The 13,161-nt window shown below is 69.6% G+C and carries 14 protein-coding genes; 6 read left to right on the forward strand and 8 right to left on the reverse strand.

Annotated elements, in window-relative coordinates; all coding sequences use genetic code 11:
- Positions 1–64 precede the first annotated feature (64 nt).
- On the reverse strand, positions 65–706 hold the full coding sequence (locus ACZ7DL_RS33150; RefSeq protein ID WP_470779902.1) for a TetR/AcrR family transcriptional regulator: 642 nt from the start codon (positions 704–706) through the stop codon (positions 65–67).
- A gap of 80 nt (positions 707–786) precedes the next feature.
- Here ACZ7DL_RS33150 and ACZ7DL_RS33155 point away from each other — a divergent pair, with 80 nt between their 5' ends.
- Genes ACZ7DL_RS33155 through ACZ7DL_RS33165 form a run of 3 tightly spaced genes read left to right on the forward strand, consistent with a single transcriptional unit; the run spans position 787 to position 2,936 of the window.
- A complete protein-coding gene (locus ACZ7DL_RS33155; RefSeq protein WP_470779904.1) occupies positions 787–1,572 on the forward strand; it encodes an ABC transporter ATP-binding protein in 786 nt (261 codons plus the stop codon).
- A 28-nt stretch (positions 1,573–1,600) separates the two neighbouring features.
- A complete protein-coding gene (locus ACZ7DL_RS33160; RefSeq protein ID WP_470779906.1) occupies positions 1,601–2,350 on the forward strand; it encodes an ABC transporter permease in 750 nt (249 codons plus the stop codon).
- A 13-nt stretch (positions 2,351–2,363) separates the two neighbouring features.
- The gene (locus tag ACZ7DL_RS33165) at positions 2,364–2,936 is read left to right on the forward strand and encodes a cob(I)yrinic acid a,c-diamide adenosyltransferase (RefSeq protein WP_470779907.1); all 573 of its coding nucleotides are present in this window, start codon (positions 2,364–2,366) and stop codon (positions 2,934–2,936) included.
- Between the two features lie 16 nt (positions 2,937–2,952).
- Here the strand turns inward: ACZ7DL_RS33165 and ACZ7DL_RS33170 are convergent, their stop codons facing one another.
- Entirely contained in the window at positions 2,953–3,456 is a 504-nt protein-coding gene (locus tag ACZ7DL_RS33170; RefSeq protein WP_470779909.1) for a DinB family protein, read from the reverse strand.
- Complete coding sequence (locus tag ACZ7DL_RS33175; protein ID WP_470779910.1) at positions 3,453–4,049, reverse strand: hypothetical protein; 597 nt, start codon at positions 4,047–4,049, stop codon at positions 3,453–3,455. Before ACZ7DL_RS33175 ends, ACZ7DL_RS33170 begins: the two co-directional genes overlap by 4 nt.
- A gap of 151 nt (positions 4,050–4,200) precedes the next feature.
- Here ACZ7DL_RS33175 and ACZ7DL_RS33180 point away from each other — a divergent pair, with 151 nt between their 5' ends.
- The 3 genes from ACZ7DL_RS33180 (at position 4,201) to ACZ7DL_RS33190 (ending at position 7,962) form a co-directional block, all read left to right on the forward strand.
- On the forward strand, positions 4,201–5,367 hold the full coding sequence (locus tag ACZ7DL_RS33180) for a sensor histidine kinase (protein WP_470779911.1): 1,167 nt from the start codon (positions 4,201–4,203) through the stop codon (positions 5,365–5,367).
- Between the two features lie 4 nt (positions 5,368–5,371).
- On the forward strand, positions 5,372–6,013 hold the full coding sequence (locus tag ACZ7DL_RS33185) for a response regulator (protein ID WP_470779912.1): 642 nt from the start codon (positions 5,372–5,374) through the stop codon (positions 6,011–6,013).
- Positions 6,014–6,138: 125 nt separating this feature from the next.
- Positions 6,139–7,962 carry a glycosyl hydrolase family 18 protein gene (locus ACZ7DL_RS33190; protein ID WP_470779914.1) on the forward strand — a complete coding sequence of 608 codons (1,824 nt, stop codon included), beginning with the start codon at positions 6,139–6,141 and terminating at the stop codon, positions 7,960–7,962.
- Positions 7,963–8,028: 66 nt separating this feature from the next.
- Here the strand turns inward: ACZ7DL_RS33190 and ACZ7DL_RS33195 are convergent, their stop codons facing one another.
- From ACZ7DL_RS33195 to atpA, 5 genes are all read right to left on the reverse strand, one after another.
- Complete coding sequence (locus ACZ7DL_RS33195) at positions 8,029–8,475, reverse strand: DUF2550 domain-containing protein (RefSeq protein WP_470779916.1); 447 nt, start codon at positions 8,473–8,475, stop codon at positions 8,029–8,031.
- 154 nt (positions 8,476–8,629) lie between these two features.
- Entirely contained in the window at positions 8,630–9,004 is a 375-nt protein-coding gene (locus ACZ7DL_RS33200) for a F0F1 ATP synthase subunit epsilon (RefSeq protein WP_470779918.1), read from the reverse strand.
- Between the two features lie 111 nt (positions 9,005–9,115).
- Positions 9,116–10,552 (reverse strand): F0F1 ATP synthase subunit beta, encoded by a 1,437-nt coding sequence (atpD, locus tag ACZ7DL_RS33205; RefSeq protein WP_470779920.1) that lies wholly within the window; start codon positions 10,550–10,552, stop codon positions 9,116–9,118.
- Positions 10,553–11,470, reverse strand: a complete 918-nt coding sequence (locus ACZ7DL_RS33210; RefSeq protein ID WP_470779922.1) for a F0F1 ATP synthase subunit gamma — start codon at positions 11,468–11,470, stop codon at positions 10,553–10,555.
- Positions 11,471–11,491: 21 nt separating this feature from the next.
- Entirely contained in the window at positions 11,492–13,084 is a 1,593-nt protein-coding gene (gene atpA / locus ACZ7DL_RS33215; RefSeq protein ID WP_470779924.1) for a F0F1 ATP synthase subunit alpha, read from the reverse strand.
- Between the last annotated feature and the right edge of the window lie 77 nt (positions 13,085–13,161).

The following is a 13,161-nucleotide window of genomic DNA, read 5'->3' on the forward strand; positions in this document are numbered from 1 at the left end:
GCGCTGTGTGACCGGTAAGTAACGCGCGTCACGTCTCATTTGACGGACATCACACCGGCAGGGGTCATGCCGCGCCTCGGACGGCGTAGTTGAGCACCTTTTCGCTCAACAGGTCCTCGATGTCATCCAGGAGTACGAGTACCTCTCGTGATACTTCGCGCGGTTCGCGCCCCTTGACCATTTCGCGACCGATGACCGCCATGACGGTGCTGTGCACCCAGCCGATCTGACCCGCCATCAGGTGCGGCAGCTCGTCGCCGTCCGCCGCACCGGTCTCCTCGCGCAGCACCTCTTCCAGATTGGCCTGAACCTCCTGGGCGATCGCCCACAGCCGGGAGCGCAGCGCGGGCGCGTCCTCGACGACCTTCATGAAGGCCGCGTATCCGGGGAGCAGGCCGACCCTGGGCGAGACGGCCTCGACCTCCTCGCGCAGCTCGCGCAGGACCGCGGCGGCGGCCGACTCCCCCGCCGGGCGCCCCCGCACCCAGCGGGCCAGCCGGTCGATCACGCCGGCCGAGCGGTCGAAGAAGAGGTCCTCCTTGGCGGGGAAGTAGTTGTAGACGGTGTTGACGGAGACGTCGGCGGCCTCGGCGATCTCCGCGACGGTCACCACGTCGAACCCGCGCTCCACGAAGAGGGCCGTGGCGACGTCCGAGATGTACTGCCGGGTCTGCCGTTTCTTCCGCTCCCTGAGCCCTTCAGCCATGCCCGCATCCTAACTTCGCTGGGGCAGGTGAAATTTTGGGGTCATTGCAAATTTTCAGGGACTCTGTTTTTCTGGTCGGCATGGCAGCAGTCATCAGCACGGCGGGCCTCGCCCGCACCTTCCACACGAAAGCCGGCCCCGTCGACGCCGTCCGCGGGATCGACCTCACCGTCCGCGAGGGCGAGATCCTCGGCTTCCTCGGCCCCAACGGCGCCGGCAAGACGACCACCCTGCGCATGCTCACCACCCTGCTGAAGCCGACCGGCGGCGCGGCCACGGTCGCCGGCTGCGACCTGGCGACCGACCCGGCCGGGGTGCGCCGGGCGAGCGGCTATGTCGCCCAGTCCGGCGGAGTGGACCCGCAGATCACCGCGCGGGAGGAGCTGGTCACCCAGGGCCGGCTGTACCGCCTGCCGAGGGCCGAGGCGGTCGCACGCGCCGGAGAACTGGCCCGCGAGCTGGACCTCGCCGAACTCCTCGACCGGAAGACCGGCGCACTCTCGGGCGGCCAGCGGCGCCGGCTGGACATCGCGATGGCGCTCACCCACCGGCCGAAGGTGCTGTTCCTGGACGAGCCGACGACCGGCCTGGACCCCGGCAGCCGCGCCGACCTGTGGGCCCTGGTCCGCCGGCTGCGCGACGAGCACGGCACGACCGTCTTCCTGACCACCCACTACCTGGACGAGGCCGACGCCCTCGCCGACCGCCTGGTGATCGTCGACCGGGGCACGGTCGCCGCCGAGGGCACCCCGGCCGCGCTCAAACTGCGCTACGGCGGCTCGCTGGACGCCACGCTCCAGGACACCTTCCTCGCCGTCACCGGCCGCGGGCCCGCCCCGGCCGACACGGCCCCCGTAGCCGTATAGGACACACAGGACGTACAGGACTCTTTCGATGCTTCTCCACGACACGGCCCTCATCTACGGCCGTTATCTGCGCCAGTCGCTGCGTTCCCGCTTCGCCCTGCTCTTCGGCGTGCTCACACCCCTGCTCTACCTGCTGTTCTTCGGGCCGCTGCTCACGGACCTGCCGCTCGGCGGCAAGGGCAGCTCCTGGCAGGTGCTCGTCCCCGGGCTGCTGCTCCAGCTCGGCCTGTTCGGGGCCCTGTTCGCGGGGTTCACGGTCATCATCGAGAAGGGGCAGGGGGTGGTGGAGCGGATGCGGGTGACCCCGGTGAGCCGGCTCGCCCTGCTGCTCGGCCGGGTGCTGCGGGACGCCACGGTGTTCGTCTTCCAGGCGGTGCTGCTGGTGCTGGCCGCGCTGGCGATGGGCCTGCGCGCGCCGCTGGCCGGCATCCTGATCGGCTTCGCCTTCGTCGCCCTGCTCACACTCTCGCTGGCCTCGCTGTCGTACGCGCTCGGCATGAAGGTCCGCACCCCGCAGGAGTTCGGGCCGCTGATCAACGCGGTGTCGATGCCGTCGATGCTGCTGTCGGGCCTGATGCTGCCGATGACCCTGGCACCGGCCTGGCTGGACGTGCTGTCGCACTTCGTCCCGTTCCGCTATCTGGTGGACGCGGTCCGTGACGCGTACGTCGGCGCGTACACGAGCGCGCACATGCTCTACGGCGTCCTGGTCGCCGTCGCCTTCGCGGCGCTGACCGTGACGGCGGGCACACGGGTGTTCCGGACGGCCGGGGCGTAACTACGCTGGCCGCATGGTCAATCTGACGCGCATCTACACCAGGACCGGCGACCAGGGCACCACCAGCCTCGGCGACATGAGCCGGGTACCCAAGACCGACCTCCGGATCTCCGCCTACGCGGACGCCAACGAGGCCAACGCGGTGATCGGCACCGCGATCGCGCTGGGCGGCCTGGAGGAGGAGATCGCCACGGTCCTCACCCGCGTCCAGAACGACCTGTTCGACGTGGGTGCGGACCTGTCGACGCCGGTGGTGGAGAACCCGCAGTTCCCGCCGCTGCGGGTCGAGCAGTTCTACGTCGACCGGCTGGAGGCGGACTGCGACCGCTTCAACGAGCGGCTGGAGAAGCTGCGCTCCTTCATCCTCCCCGGGGGCACCCCGGGTGCGGCCCTCCTCCACCAGGCGTGCACGGTCGTACGCCGGGCCGAGCGCTCCACCTGGGCGGCCCTGGAGGTGCACGGCGAGACGATGAACCCGCTCACCGCGACCTACCTCAACCGCCTCTCCGACCTGCTCTTCATCCTGGCCCGCAGCGCCAACCGGGAGACCGGCGACGTGCTGTGGGTACCGGGCGGGGAGCGCTAGACCCTGCTGTCGGCGACTAGTCGCCGGTGCGGCCGTCGGTCATCTCGCGCAGGATGTCGAGGTGGCCGTTGTGCCGGGCCGTCTCCTCGATGAGGTGCAGCAGGATCCAGCGCAGGTCGCGCGCGCTGCCGTCGTCCCGCTTCCGCCGCGCCTTGGTGTCCAGGTCGTGCGCGGCGACGAGTTCGTTGTGCCGCGCGGACTCCTCGGCGTACTCGGCGAGCAGCCGTGACAAGGGGATGTCGACGGCTATGCGCATCTCGCGGTCGGGATCCTCCTCGGTCCAGGGGCCCTCGTCCTCCTCCCCGAGGAAGACGACCCGGAACCAGTAGTACTCGACCCAGCGCAGATGGTTGATCAGCCCGCTCAGGGTCATCAGCGGCGAGCCGGGCAGGAGCGCCTTGCGGGCGTCCTCGTCGGACAGTTCCGCGCACTTGGCGCGCGCGGTGGCGCGGACGTAGTCGAGGAAGGTGGTCAGCTGTGTGCGCTCGTCCCAGGCGGGAGGCGTGTCGGTACGTGTCATCGCCGGGATGATGTCCCGGCGCCCGCCTCGCTGTCGAGCGGATTCCCGGCAGCCTTGCCCTCGGGCTCCCGCTTGGGGAGGAAGGTGTAACTGGCGGCGATGACCAGGTTGATGCCGATCACCCAGAGCATGCGCATCTGCCAGGCGCGCAGCGAGCCGGTGTCGCCGTGGTCGCCGACGTACCAGACGGCGCCCTGGAGCAGGGCGAGGGCGACGACCGAGGACAGGATCCAGCGGCCCGCGACCTTCCACTCGTGGACGGCACGGGCCGTGCCGTACTTCGGCGGCTTGACCGGGGGCGGGCCGCCGGCGAAGCGGTGGGCCACCCGGGCGTCCGCCCAGCGGATGGTGGAGTGGCCGAGGCCGACCGTGAAGCCGATGTAGACGGCGGCGAGGCCGTGCCGCCAGTCGGGTTCGGCGCCGTTCCTGAGGTCGATCGCGGTGACCGCGAAGAGCACGACCTCCAGCAGCGGCTCGCACAGCAGCAGGGCCAGGCCGGTGCGCGGCATCCGGAGCCCGTACCGGAAGGCCAGTCCGGCCGCCAGCAGCACCCAGAACGCCACCTCGCAGGCGATGATCAGTCCGACGATCACGGTTCGCTCCCCTCGTTCACCCGTCCAGGGTCCCGCGGGCGGCCGCGCGGAACATCGTCGGCGCAGACGAAACCGCCGTAAGCGAAAGTCGCAGCCGGGGACCCTTCGCGGGGTGCACGCCGGGCGCCCGGGAGCCGTGTTGGATAGGGGCATGGCCCGCACGTTCCCCCGCCCGCACCGCCACGACCTGTTCATCGGCGCGGGCGGTCTGCTCGGCGGGGTGCTGCTGTGGGTGCCCGGCATCCATGCGCGCATGGCGGCGGACGACCTGGTGCTGTGGCGCGCCCCCTGGGCCGCGCTGGTGCCGCTCGTGGTCATCGCGGCCTGTGAGCCGCTGCGCCGCGTCCGGCCCCGCACCGGCCTGCTGATCGGCACCGCCGCACTGGCCGCGGACACGGTGACCGTCGGCAGCATCGCCACCGTCGTGCTGTACACCGACCTGGTGTACGCGGCGGTGCTGTACGGCAGCCCCGCCTCCGCCCGCCGCATCCCGTGGATCGCCGGTTTCCTGACCGTGCTGGGCGGGGTCGTACCGGCGGCCCTGTGGCGGGATCCGCGGGGCCTGCTGATCGGTGTGGGGGTGGGTGTGGTCGCGCTGGCACCCGCGGCCACCGGTGCGCTGGTGCGCGACCACCGTGAAGCTGCCGAGTCCGCCCGGCTGCGTGCCGAGCAGACGGCGCTGCTGGCCGAGATGGACCGCGTCCAGGCGGTGACCGTCGAACGGGCCCGGATGGCCAGGGAGTTGCATGACATGGTCGCCAACCATCTGTCGGCCATCGCCATCCACTCCACGGCGGCGCTCTCCCTCGACGACGCGAGGACCACCCGGGAGGCGCTGGCCGTCATCCGGGAGAACAGCGTGGCGGGGCTGGCCGAGATGCGCCGGCTGATCGGGATCCTGCGCGACAGCTCCGGGGACCGGGAGCCCGCCGCCTCCCCCACGCTGGACGGCCTCGGCGCCCTGGTCGGCAGTGCCCGGGCCAACGGCCTGGATGTCACGCTGGAGGCCGGTCACGGCAAGGTGCCGGCACCGGTCGAACTGGCCGCCTACCGGATCGTGCAGGAGTCACTGACGAACGCCCTCAAGCACGCGGCGGAGGGCGGCGTACGGGTGTCCCTGCGGCAGGAGGACGGGCAGCTGGACATCCGGGTGACCAGCCCGTACCGGCCCGGCGACGGTCCTCGCGCGCCCGGCTCCGGCTCCGGTCTCACCGGGATGCGGGAGCGGGCCGCACTGCTCGGCGGCACGTTCGAGGCCGGGCCGCAGGGCGCCCTGTGGACCGTACGCGCCACGCTTCCGCTCACCGAAGGAGACTGAAAGCATGATCCGTGTCCTGGTCGCCGAGGACCAGTCCGCCGTCCGCGCCGGGCTCGTGCTGATCCTGCGCAGCGCGCCGGACATCGAGGTGGTCGGCGAGGCGGCGGACGGCGAGCGGGCGGTCGAACTGGCCCGGACCCTGAGGCCCGACCTGGTCCTGATGGACGTGCAGATGCCCCGCCTGGACGGCGTGTCGGCGACCCGGCGGATCGTCACCGAGCAGCTCGCGGACGTGCTCGTACTGACCACCTTCGACCTCGACGAGTACGTGTTCGGCGCGCTGCGGGCGGGTGCGGCCGGGTTCCTGCTGAAGAACACCGAGGCCCGGGATCTGCTGGACGCGGTCCGTACGGTGGCGCGCGGGGAGGGGGTCGTGGCGCCGGCCGTGACCCGGCGGCTGATCGCCGAGTTCGCCGCGGTGCCGGCGCGGGAGGCAAAGGCCGACCCGGCCGTGCTGGAGGGTCTCACCCGGCGGGAGCGGGAGGTGCTGGGGTGCGTCGGTGAGGGGCTGTCGAACGCGGAGATCGCGGCCCGGCTGGACATGGCGGAAGGCACGGTGAAGACGCACGTCAGCCGGCTGCTGGCCAAGCTGGAACTGCGCAGCCGGGTGCAAGCCGCCGTCCTCGCTCGGGAGTTGGGGCTGTAACGGGACGCCCGCCAGAATGGTCCAGACCTATTGACCTGTGGTCCAGACCTTCCTACCCTCGCAGCACCGTGGGCATGAAGGCTCAGTCATGCCCCTGACACCCCCGATGACGAGGGAGGCGCAGCATGCGCTTCAGACACAGAGCCGCGGCAGGGTTCGCGACCCTGCTGCTCCCCCTGGCCGGCCTGGTCGGTCTCGCGAGCCCGGCCCAGGCCGCGGCGAACGCGACGGCCGGCTTCACCAAGACCAGCGACTGGGGCACCGGCTTCGGTGGTCAGTGGACCATCAAGAACACCGGTACCAGCAGCATCAGTTCCTGGACCGTCGAGTGGGACTTCCCGTCCGGTACGTCCGTCACCTCCGCCTGGGACGCTGACGTCACCGGCTCCGGCACCCACTGGACCGCGAAGAACAAGTCCTACAACGGCACCATCGCCCCCGGCGCCTCCGTCTCTTTCGGTTTCAACGGCACGGGCTCCGGATCCCCGTCCAACTGCAAGCTGAACGGCGACAGCTGTGACGGTACGACGGTCCCGGGTGACGCCGCCCCGTCCGCGCCCGGCACCCCCACCGCCTCCTCGATCACCGACACCTCGGTGAAGCTCGGCTGGAGCGCGGCCACCGACGACAAGGGCATCAAGAACTACGACGTCCTGCGCGACGGCACCAAGGTCGCGACGGTCACCACCACGTCGTACACCGACACCGGCCTCACCGCCGGCACCGACTACTCCTACACCGTCCAGGCCCGCGACACCGCCGACCAGACCGGCCCGGTCAGCGGAGCGGCCAAGGTGCACACCACCGGCGGCGGCACCACTCCCCCGCCCACCGGCGACAAGGTCAAGCTCGGCTACTTCACCGAGTGGGGCATCTACGGCCGGAACTACAACGTCAAGAACCTGGTGACGTCCGGCTCCGCCTCGAAGATCACGCACATCAACTACGCCTTCGGCAACGTCACCGGCGGCAAGTGCGCGATCGGCGACTCCTACGCCGACTACGACAAGGCGTTCACCGCGGACCAGTCCGTCAGCGGCGTCGCCGACACCTGGGACCAGCCGCTGCGCGGCAACTTCAACCAGCTGCGCCAGCTGAAGGCGAAGTACCCGAACATCAAGGTGCTGTGGTCCTTCGGCGGCTGGACCTGGTCCGGCGGCTTCGCCGACGCCGCGAAGAACCCGGCGGCCTTCGCCCAGTCCTGCTACGACCTGGTCGAGGACCCGCGCTGGGCCGACGTCTTCGACGGCATCGACATCGACTGGGAGTACCCGAACGCCTGCGGTCTGACCTGTGACACCTCCGGTGCGGCGGCCTTCAAGAACCTGATGTCCGCGCTGCGCGCCAAGTTCGGCTCGAACAACCTGGTCACCGCCGCGACCACGGCCGACGGCTCGGCCGGCGGCAAGATCGAGGCCGCGGACTACGCGGGCGCCGCCCAGTACGTCGACTGGTACAACGTGATGACGTACGACTTCTTCGGCGCCTGGGACGCCAAGGGCCCGACCGCCCCGCACTCCCCGCTCACCTCGTACAACGGCATCCCGAAGGCGGGCTTCACCACCGCCGACGCGATGGCGAAGTTCAAGGCGATCGGCGTGCCCGCGAAGAAGCTGCTCATCGGCATCGGTTTCTACGGCCGCGGCTGGACCGGCGTCACCCAGGACGCCCCCGGCGGCACCGCCACCGGCCCGGCGGCCGGCACCTACGAGCAGGGCATCGAGGACTACAAGGTCCTGAAGTCGTCCTGTCCGGCCACCGGCACCGTCGCCGGCACCGCGTACGCGCACTGCGGCAGCAACTGGTGGTCGTACGACACCCCCGCCACCATCGCCTCCAAGATGACCTGGGCCAAGAACCAGGGCCTCGGCGGCGCCTTCTTCTGGGAGTTCAGCGGCGACACCGGCAACGGTGAACTCGTGAGCGCCATCAACAGCGGACTGAGCTGACCGAGTCCACCGTACGACACCGCCGCGGGTGGGCCACGAGCCCGCCCGCGGCGGCCTTTTCCCCGGCTACGCCACATTCACCCGCTGTCCGGGCGGGGCTGCCTCCAGCCACGCGAGAAAACCGGTCAGCGCATCTTCGCTCATGGCCAGTTCCAGGCGGGTGCCCCGGTGCGTACAGGCCAGCACCACCGCGTCGGACAGCAGCGCCAGCTCCTCCTCGCCCTCGGGCAGCCGGCGGCCGGCCACCTCGATCTGCGCCCGCTCCAGGATGCGGCGGGGGCGGGGGGCGTAGGAGAAGACCCGGTACCACTCGATGCGGTCACCGTTGTAGCGGGCGACCCCGTAGCTCCAGCCCTTGCCGCCCGTGTCCGGTTTCTCGGCCACGTCCCAGCGCAGCGAGCAGTCGAACGTGCCGCCGGAGCGCTGGATGAGCCTGCGGCGCAGGCCGAACAGGAACAGCCCCACCACCACGAGTGCGACCACGATCCCGCACACAGTCAGAGCGAGGACCATCGCGACCGACCTCCTCGTCTCTCAGGCAGTGGAACTGCGTCTGCCACTGAGTAATGAAACGGAAAAAACATCCACATCTGCCTCAGCCGCGACCGGCACCGGATTGCTCCGGGCCGGCCGCGGCTGAGTGACGTCAACGTACAGCGCGGCTGGTTCAGCGCGCCGTCGCCGCGCGAAGTCGTACGTCCGCGCGGCGCTCGGCGGCGGCGTCGCCCTCCGCCTTCGCGCGCTCCAGCTCTCGCTCCGTGCGCTGGACATCGATCTCGTCCGACAGCTCGGCGATCTCGGCCAGCAGCGAGAGCTTGTTGTCCGCGAACGAGATGAAACCGCCGTGCACCGCGGCGACGACCGTTCCACCATCACTCGTACGGATGGTCACCGGGCCCGACTCCAGCACACCGAGCAGCGGCTGGTGACCGGGCATGACGCCGATGTCGCCGGACGTGGTGCGCGCGACGACCAGGGTGGCCTCGCCGGACCAGACCTGGCGGTCGGCGGCGACCAGCTCGACGTGCAGCTCAGCAGCCAAGGGTGGCTCCTCGGGTCACCACCCGGCGGTAGTGCCGGGTGTTGGGGTCAATTCTAGTAGGCGTGGATGAGGGGGCGGGACGCGCCCGCCCCCTCAGTCAGAGCACGAGGCTCAGGAGACGCCCAGCTCCTTGGCGTTGGCCTTGAGGTCCTCGAGGCCACCGCACATGAAGAACGCCTGCTCGGGGAAGTGGTCGTACTCACCGTCGCAGATCGCGTTGAACGCGGCGATCGACTCGTCGAGCGGCACGTCCGAACCGTCCACGCCGGTGAACTGCTTGGCGACGTGGGTGTTCTGGGACAGGAAGCGCTCCACACGACGGGCACGGTGGACGACGAGCTTGTCCTCCTCGCCCAGCTCGTCGATACCGAGGATCGCGATGATGTCCTGGAGGTCCTTGTACTTCTGCAGGATCGTCTTCACGCGCATGGCCGCGTTGTAGTGGTCCTGCGTGATGTAGCGCGGGTCCAGGATCCGGGACGTGGAGTCCAGCGGGTCCACGGCCGGGTAGATGCCCTTCTCGGAGATCGGACGGGACAGAACCGTCGTCGCGTCGAGGTGGGCGAAGGTGGTGGCCGGGGCCGGGTCGGTCAGGTCGTCGGCGGGGACGTAGATCGCCTGCATCGAGGTGATCGAGTGACCGCGGGTCGAGGTGATGCGCTCCTGGAGGAGACCCATCTCGTCGGCCAGGTTCGGCTGGTAACCCACCGCGGACGGCATACGGCCGAGCAGGGTGGAGACCTCGGAACCGGCCTGCGTGAAGCGGAAGATGTTGTCGATGAAGAACAGCACGTCCTGCTTCTGGACGTCACGGAAGTACTCGGCCATGGTGAGGCCGGCCAGCGCGACGCGCAGACGGGTGCCCGGGGGCTCGTCCATCTGACCGAAGACCAGCGCGGTCTTGTCGATGACGCCCGAGTCCGACATCTCCTCGATGAGGTCGTTGCCCTCACGGGTGCGCTCACCGACACCGGCGAACACGGAGACACCGTCGTGGTTGTTGGCGACGCGGTAGATCATCTCCTGGATGAGCACCGTCTTGCCGACACCGGCACCACCGAACAGGCCGATCTTGCCACCCTTGACGTACGGGGTGAGAAGGTCGATGACCTTGACGCCGGTCTCGAACATCTCGGTCTTCGACTCGAGCTCGTCGAAGTTCGGGGCCTTGCGGTGGATGGACCAGCGCTCGCCCTCGTAGGTCTCGTCGACGTTCAGCACCTCACCGAGGGTGTTGAACACCTTGCCCTTGGTGAAGTCGCCGACCGGGACGGTGATGCCGTCGCCGGTGTCGACGACCGGGGCCTGGCGGACCAGACCGTCGGTCGGCTGCATGGAGATGGTGCGGACCAGGCCGTCACCCAGGTGCTGGGCGACCTCCAGGGTCAGCGTCTTCTTCTGACCCTCGTTCGCCGGGTCGGCCACCTCGACGTGAAGGGCGTTGTAGATTTCCGGCATCGCGTCGACGGGGAACTCCACGTCGACGACCGGGCCGATGACCCGGGCGACGCGGCCCGTAGCCGTCGCGGTCTCAACAGTGGTGGTCATTTATCGGTCACTCCCCGCGGTCGCGTCGGCCAGGGCGCTCGCGCCACCGACGATCTCGCTGATTTCCTGGGTGATTTCGGCCTGGCGGGCCGCGTTGGCAAGCCGGGAGAGCGTGTTGATCAGCTCGCCCGCGTTGTCGGTGGCCGACTTCATCGCGCGCCGCGTGGCGGCGTGCTTCGAAGCGGCCGACTGGAGCAGCGCGTTGTAGATACGGCTCTCCACGTAGCGCGGCAGCAGGGCGTCGAGGACGTCCTCCGCCGACGGCTCGAAGTCGTACAGCGGGAGGATCTCGCCCTTGGGGGCGGCCTCCTGCGCGACCTCGTCGAGGCGCAGCGGCAGCAGCCGGGCGTCGAGCGCCGTCTGCGTCATCATCGAGACGAACTCGGTGAAGACGATGTGGAGCTCGTCCACACCACCCTCGGCCGTGTCCTTCTCGATGGCCTCGATCAGCGGCGCCGCGACCTTCTTGGCGTCCGCGTACGACGGCTCGTCGGTGAAGCCCGTCCACGACTCCGCGATCTTGCACTCACGGAAGTTGTAGTGGGCGACACCGCGCCGGCCGACGATGTACGTGTCGACCTGCTTGCCCTCGCGCTCCAGGCGCTCGGTCAGCTGCTCCGCGGCCTTGATGGCGTTGGAGTTGAAGGCGCCGGCCAGACCACGGTCGCTCGTGAGGAGCAGGACCGCGGCACGGCTCGGGTTCTCCGCCTCCGTGGTGAGCGGGTGCTTGGTGTTCGATCCCGTGCCGACCGCCGTGACCGCGCGCGTGAGCTCGGTCGCGTACGGCGTGGAGGCCGCCACCTTGCGCTGCGCCTTGACGACGCGCGAGGCGGCGATCATCTCCATCGCCTTGGTGATCTTCTTGGTCGCGGTGACGGATCGGATGCGACGCTTGTAGACCCGGAGCTGGGCTCCCATGAGTCAGGTCCCTTCCTTACGTCACTTGGCGGCAGCGGCCGGAGTGTCCTCGCCGAGCAGCTTGCCGTCCGAGGTCTCGAACTGCTTCTTGAAGTCCACGATCGCGTCGGCGACGGCCGTCAGGGTGTCGTCGGACATCTTGCCGCCCTCGCGGATGGAGGTCATGAGGCCCTGCTCCTTGCGGTGCAGGTACTCCAGCAGCTCCTTCTCGAAGCGGCGGATGTCGGCGACCGGCACGTCGTCCATCTTGCCGGTGGTGCCGGCCCAGACGGAGACGACCTGGTCCTCGGTGGACATCGGCTGGTACTGGTCCTGCTTCAGCAGCTCGACCATGCGCTGACCGCGCTCCAGCTGCGACTTCGAGGCCGCGTCCAGGTCGGAACCGAAGGCGGCGAACGCCTCCAGCTCACGGAACTGGGCGAGGTCGACACGGAGGCGGCCGGAGACCTGCTTCATCGCCTTGTGCTGCGCGGAACCACCGACTCGGGAGACGGAGATACCGACGTTCAGCGCGGGGCGCTGACCGGCGTTGAACAGGTCCGACTCCAGGAAGCACTGGCCGTCGGTGATGGAGATGACGTTGGTCGGGATGAACGCCGAGACGTCGTTGGCCTTGGTCTCGACGATCGGCAGACCGGTCATCGAACCGGCACCCATGTCGTCGGAGAGCTTGGCGCAGCGCTCCAGCAGCCGGGAGTGCAGGTAGAAGACGTCACCCGGGTAGGCCTCACGGCCCGGCGGACGGCGCAGCAGCAGCGACACGGCGCGGTAGGCGTCGGCCTGCTTCGACAGGTCGTCGAAGATGATCAGGACGTGCTTGCCCTGGTACATCCAGTGCTGGCCGATGGCCGAACCGGTGTACGGCGCCAGGTACTTGAAGCCGGCCGGGTCGGACGCCGGGGCGGCGACGATGGTCGTGTACTCCAGCGCGCCGTTCTCCTCCAGCGCGCGGCGCACGCCGGCGATGGTGGAGCCCTTCTGGCCGATGGCGACGTAGATGCAGCGGACCTGCTTCTTCGGGTCGCCCGAGCGCCAGTTGTCGCGCTGGTTGATGATCGTGTCGACGGCCAGGGCGGTCTTGCCGGTCTGGCGGTCACCGATGATCAGCTGACGCTGGCCACGGCCGATCGGGGTCATCGCGTCGACGGCCTTGTAGCCGGTCTCCATCGGCTCGTGCACCGACTTGCGCTGCATGACCGTGGGTGCCTGCAGCTCGAGGGCGCGGCGGCCGTCGGTCTCGATCTCGCCGAGGCCGTCGATCGGGTTGCCGAGCGGGTCGACGACACGGCCGAGGTAGCCCTCGCCGACCGCGACGGAGAGGACCTCACCGGTGCGCGTGACCGGCTGACCCTCCTCGATGCCGCTGAACTCGCCCAGGACGACCGCACCGATCTCGCGCTCTTCCAGGTTCAGCGCGAGACCGAGGGAGCCATCCTCGAACTTCAGCAGCTCGTTCGCCATGGCCGAGGGCAGACCCTCGATCTTGGCGATACCGTCGCCGGCGACGGTGACCGTACCGACCTCCTCGCGCGAGGCCGCGTCCGGCTTGTACGACTGGACAAAGTTCTCCAGCGCGTCCCGGATCTCCTCCGGCCGGATCGTGAGCTCCGCCATCTGGGTTCCCTGCTCTCCTTGTTGGGCCCGAAGTTTCACTTTGGGGGGATGGGGACTCCCCCCTGGAAAAGGGTGAA

This window comes from Streptomyces sp. NPDC036984, assembly GCF_055607665.1.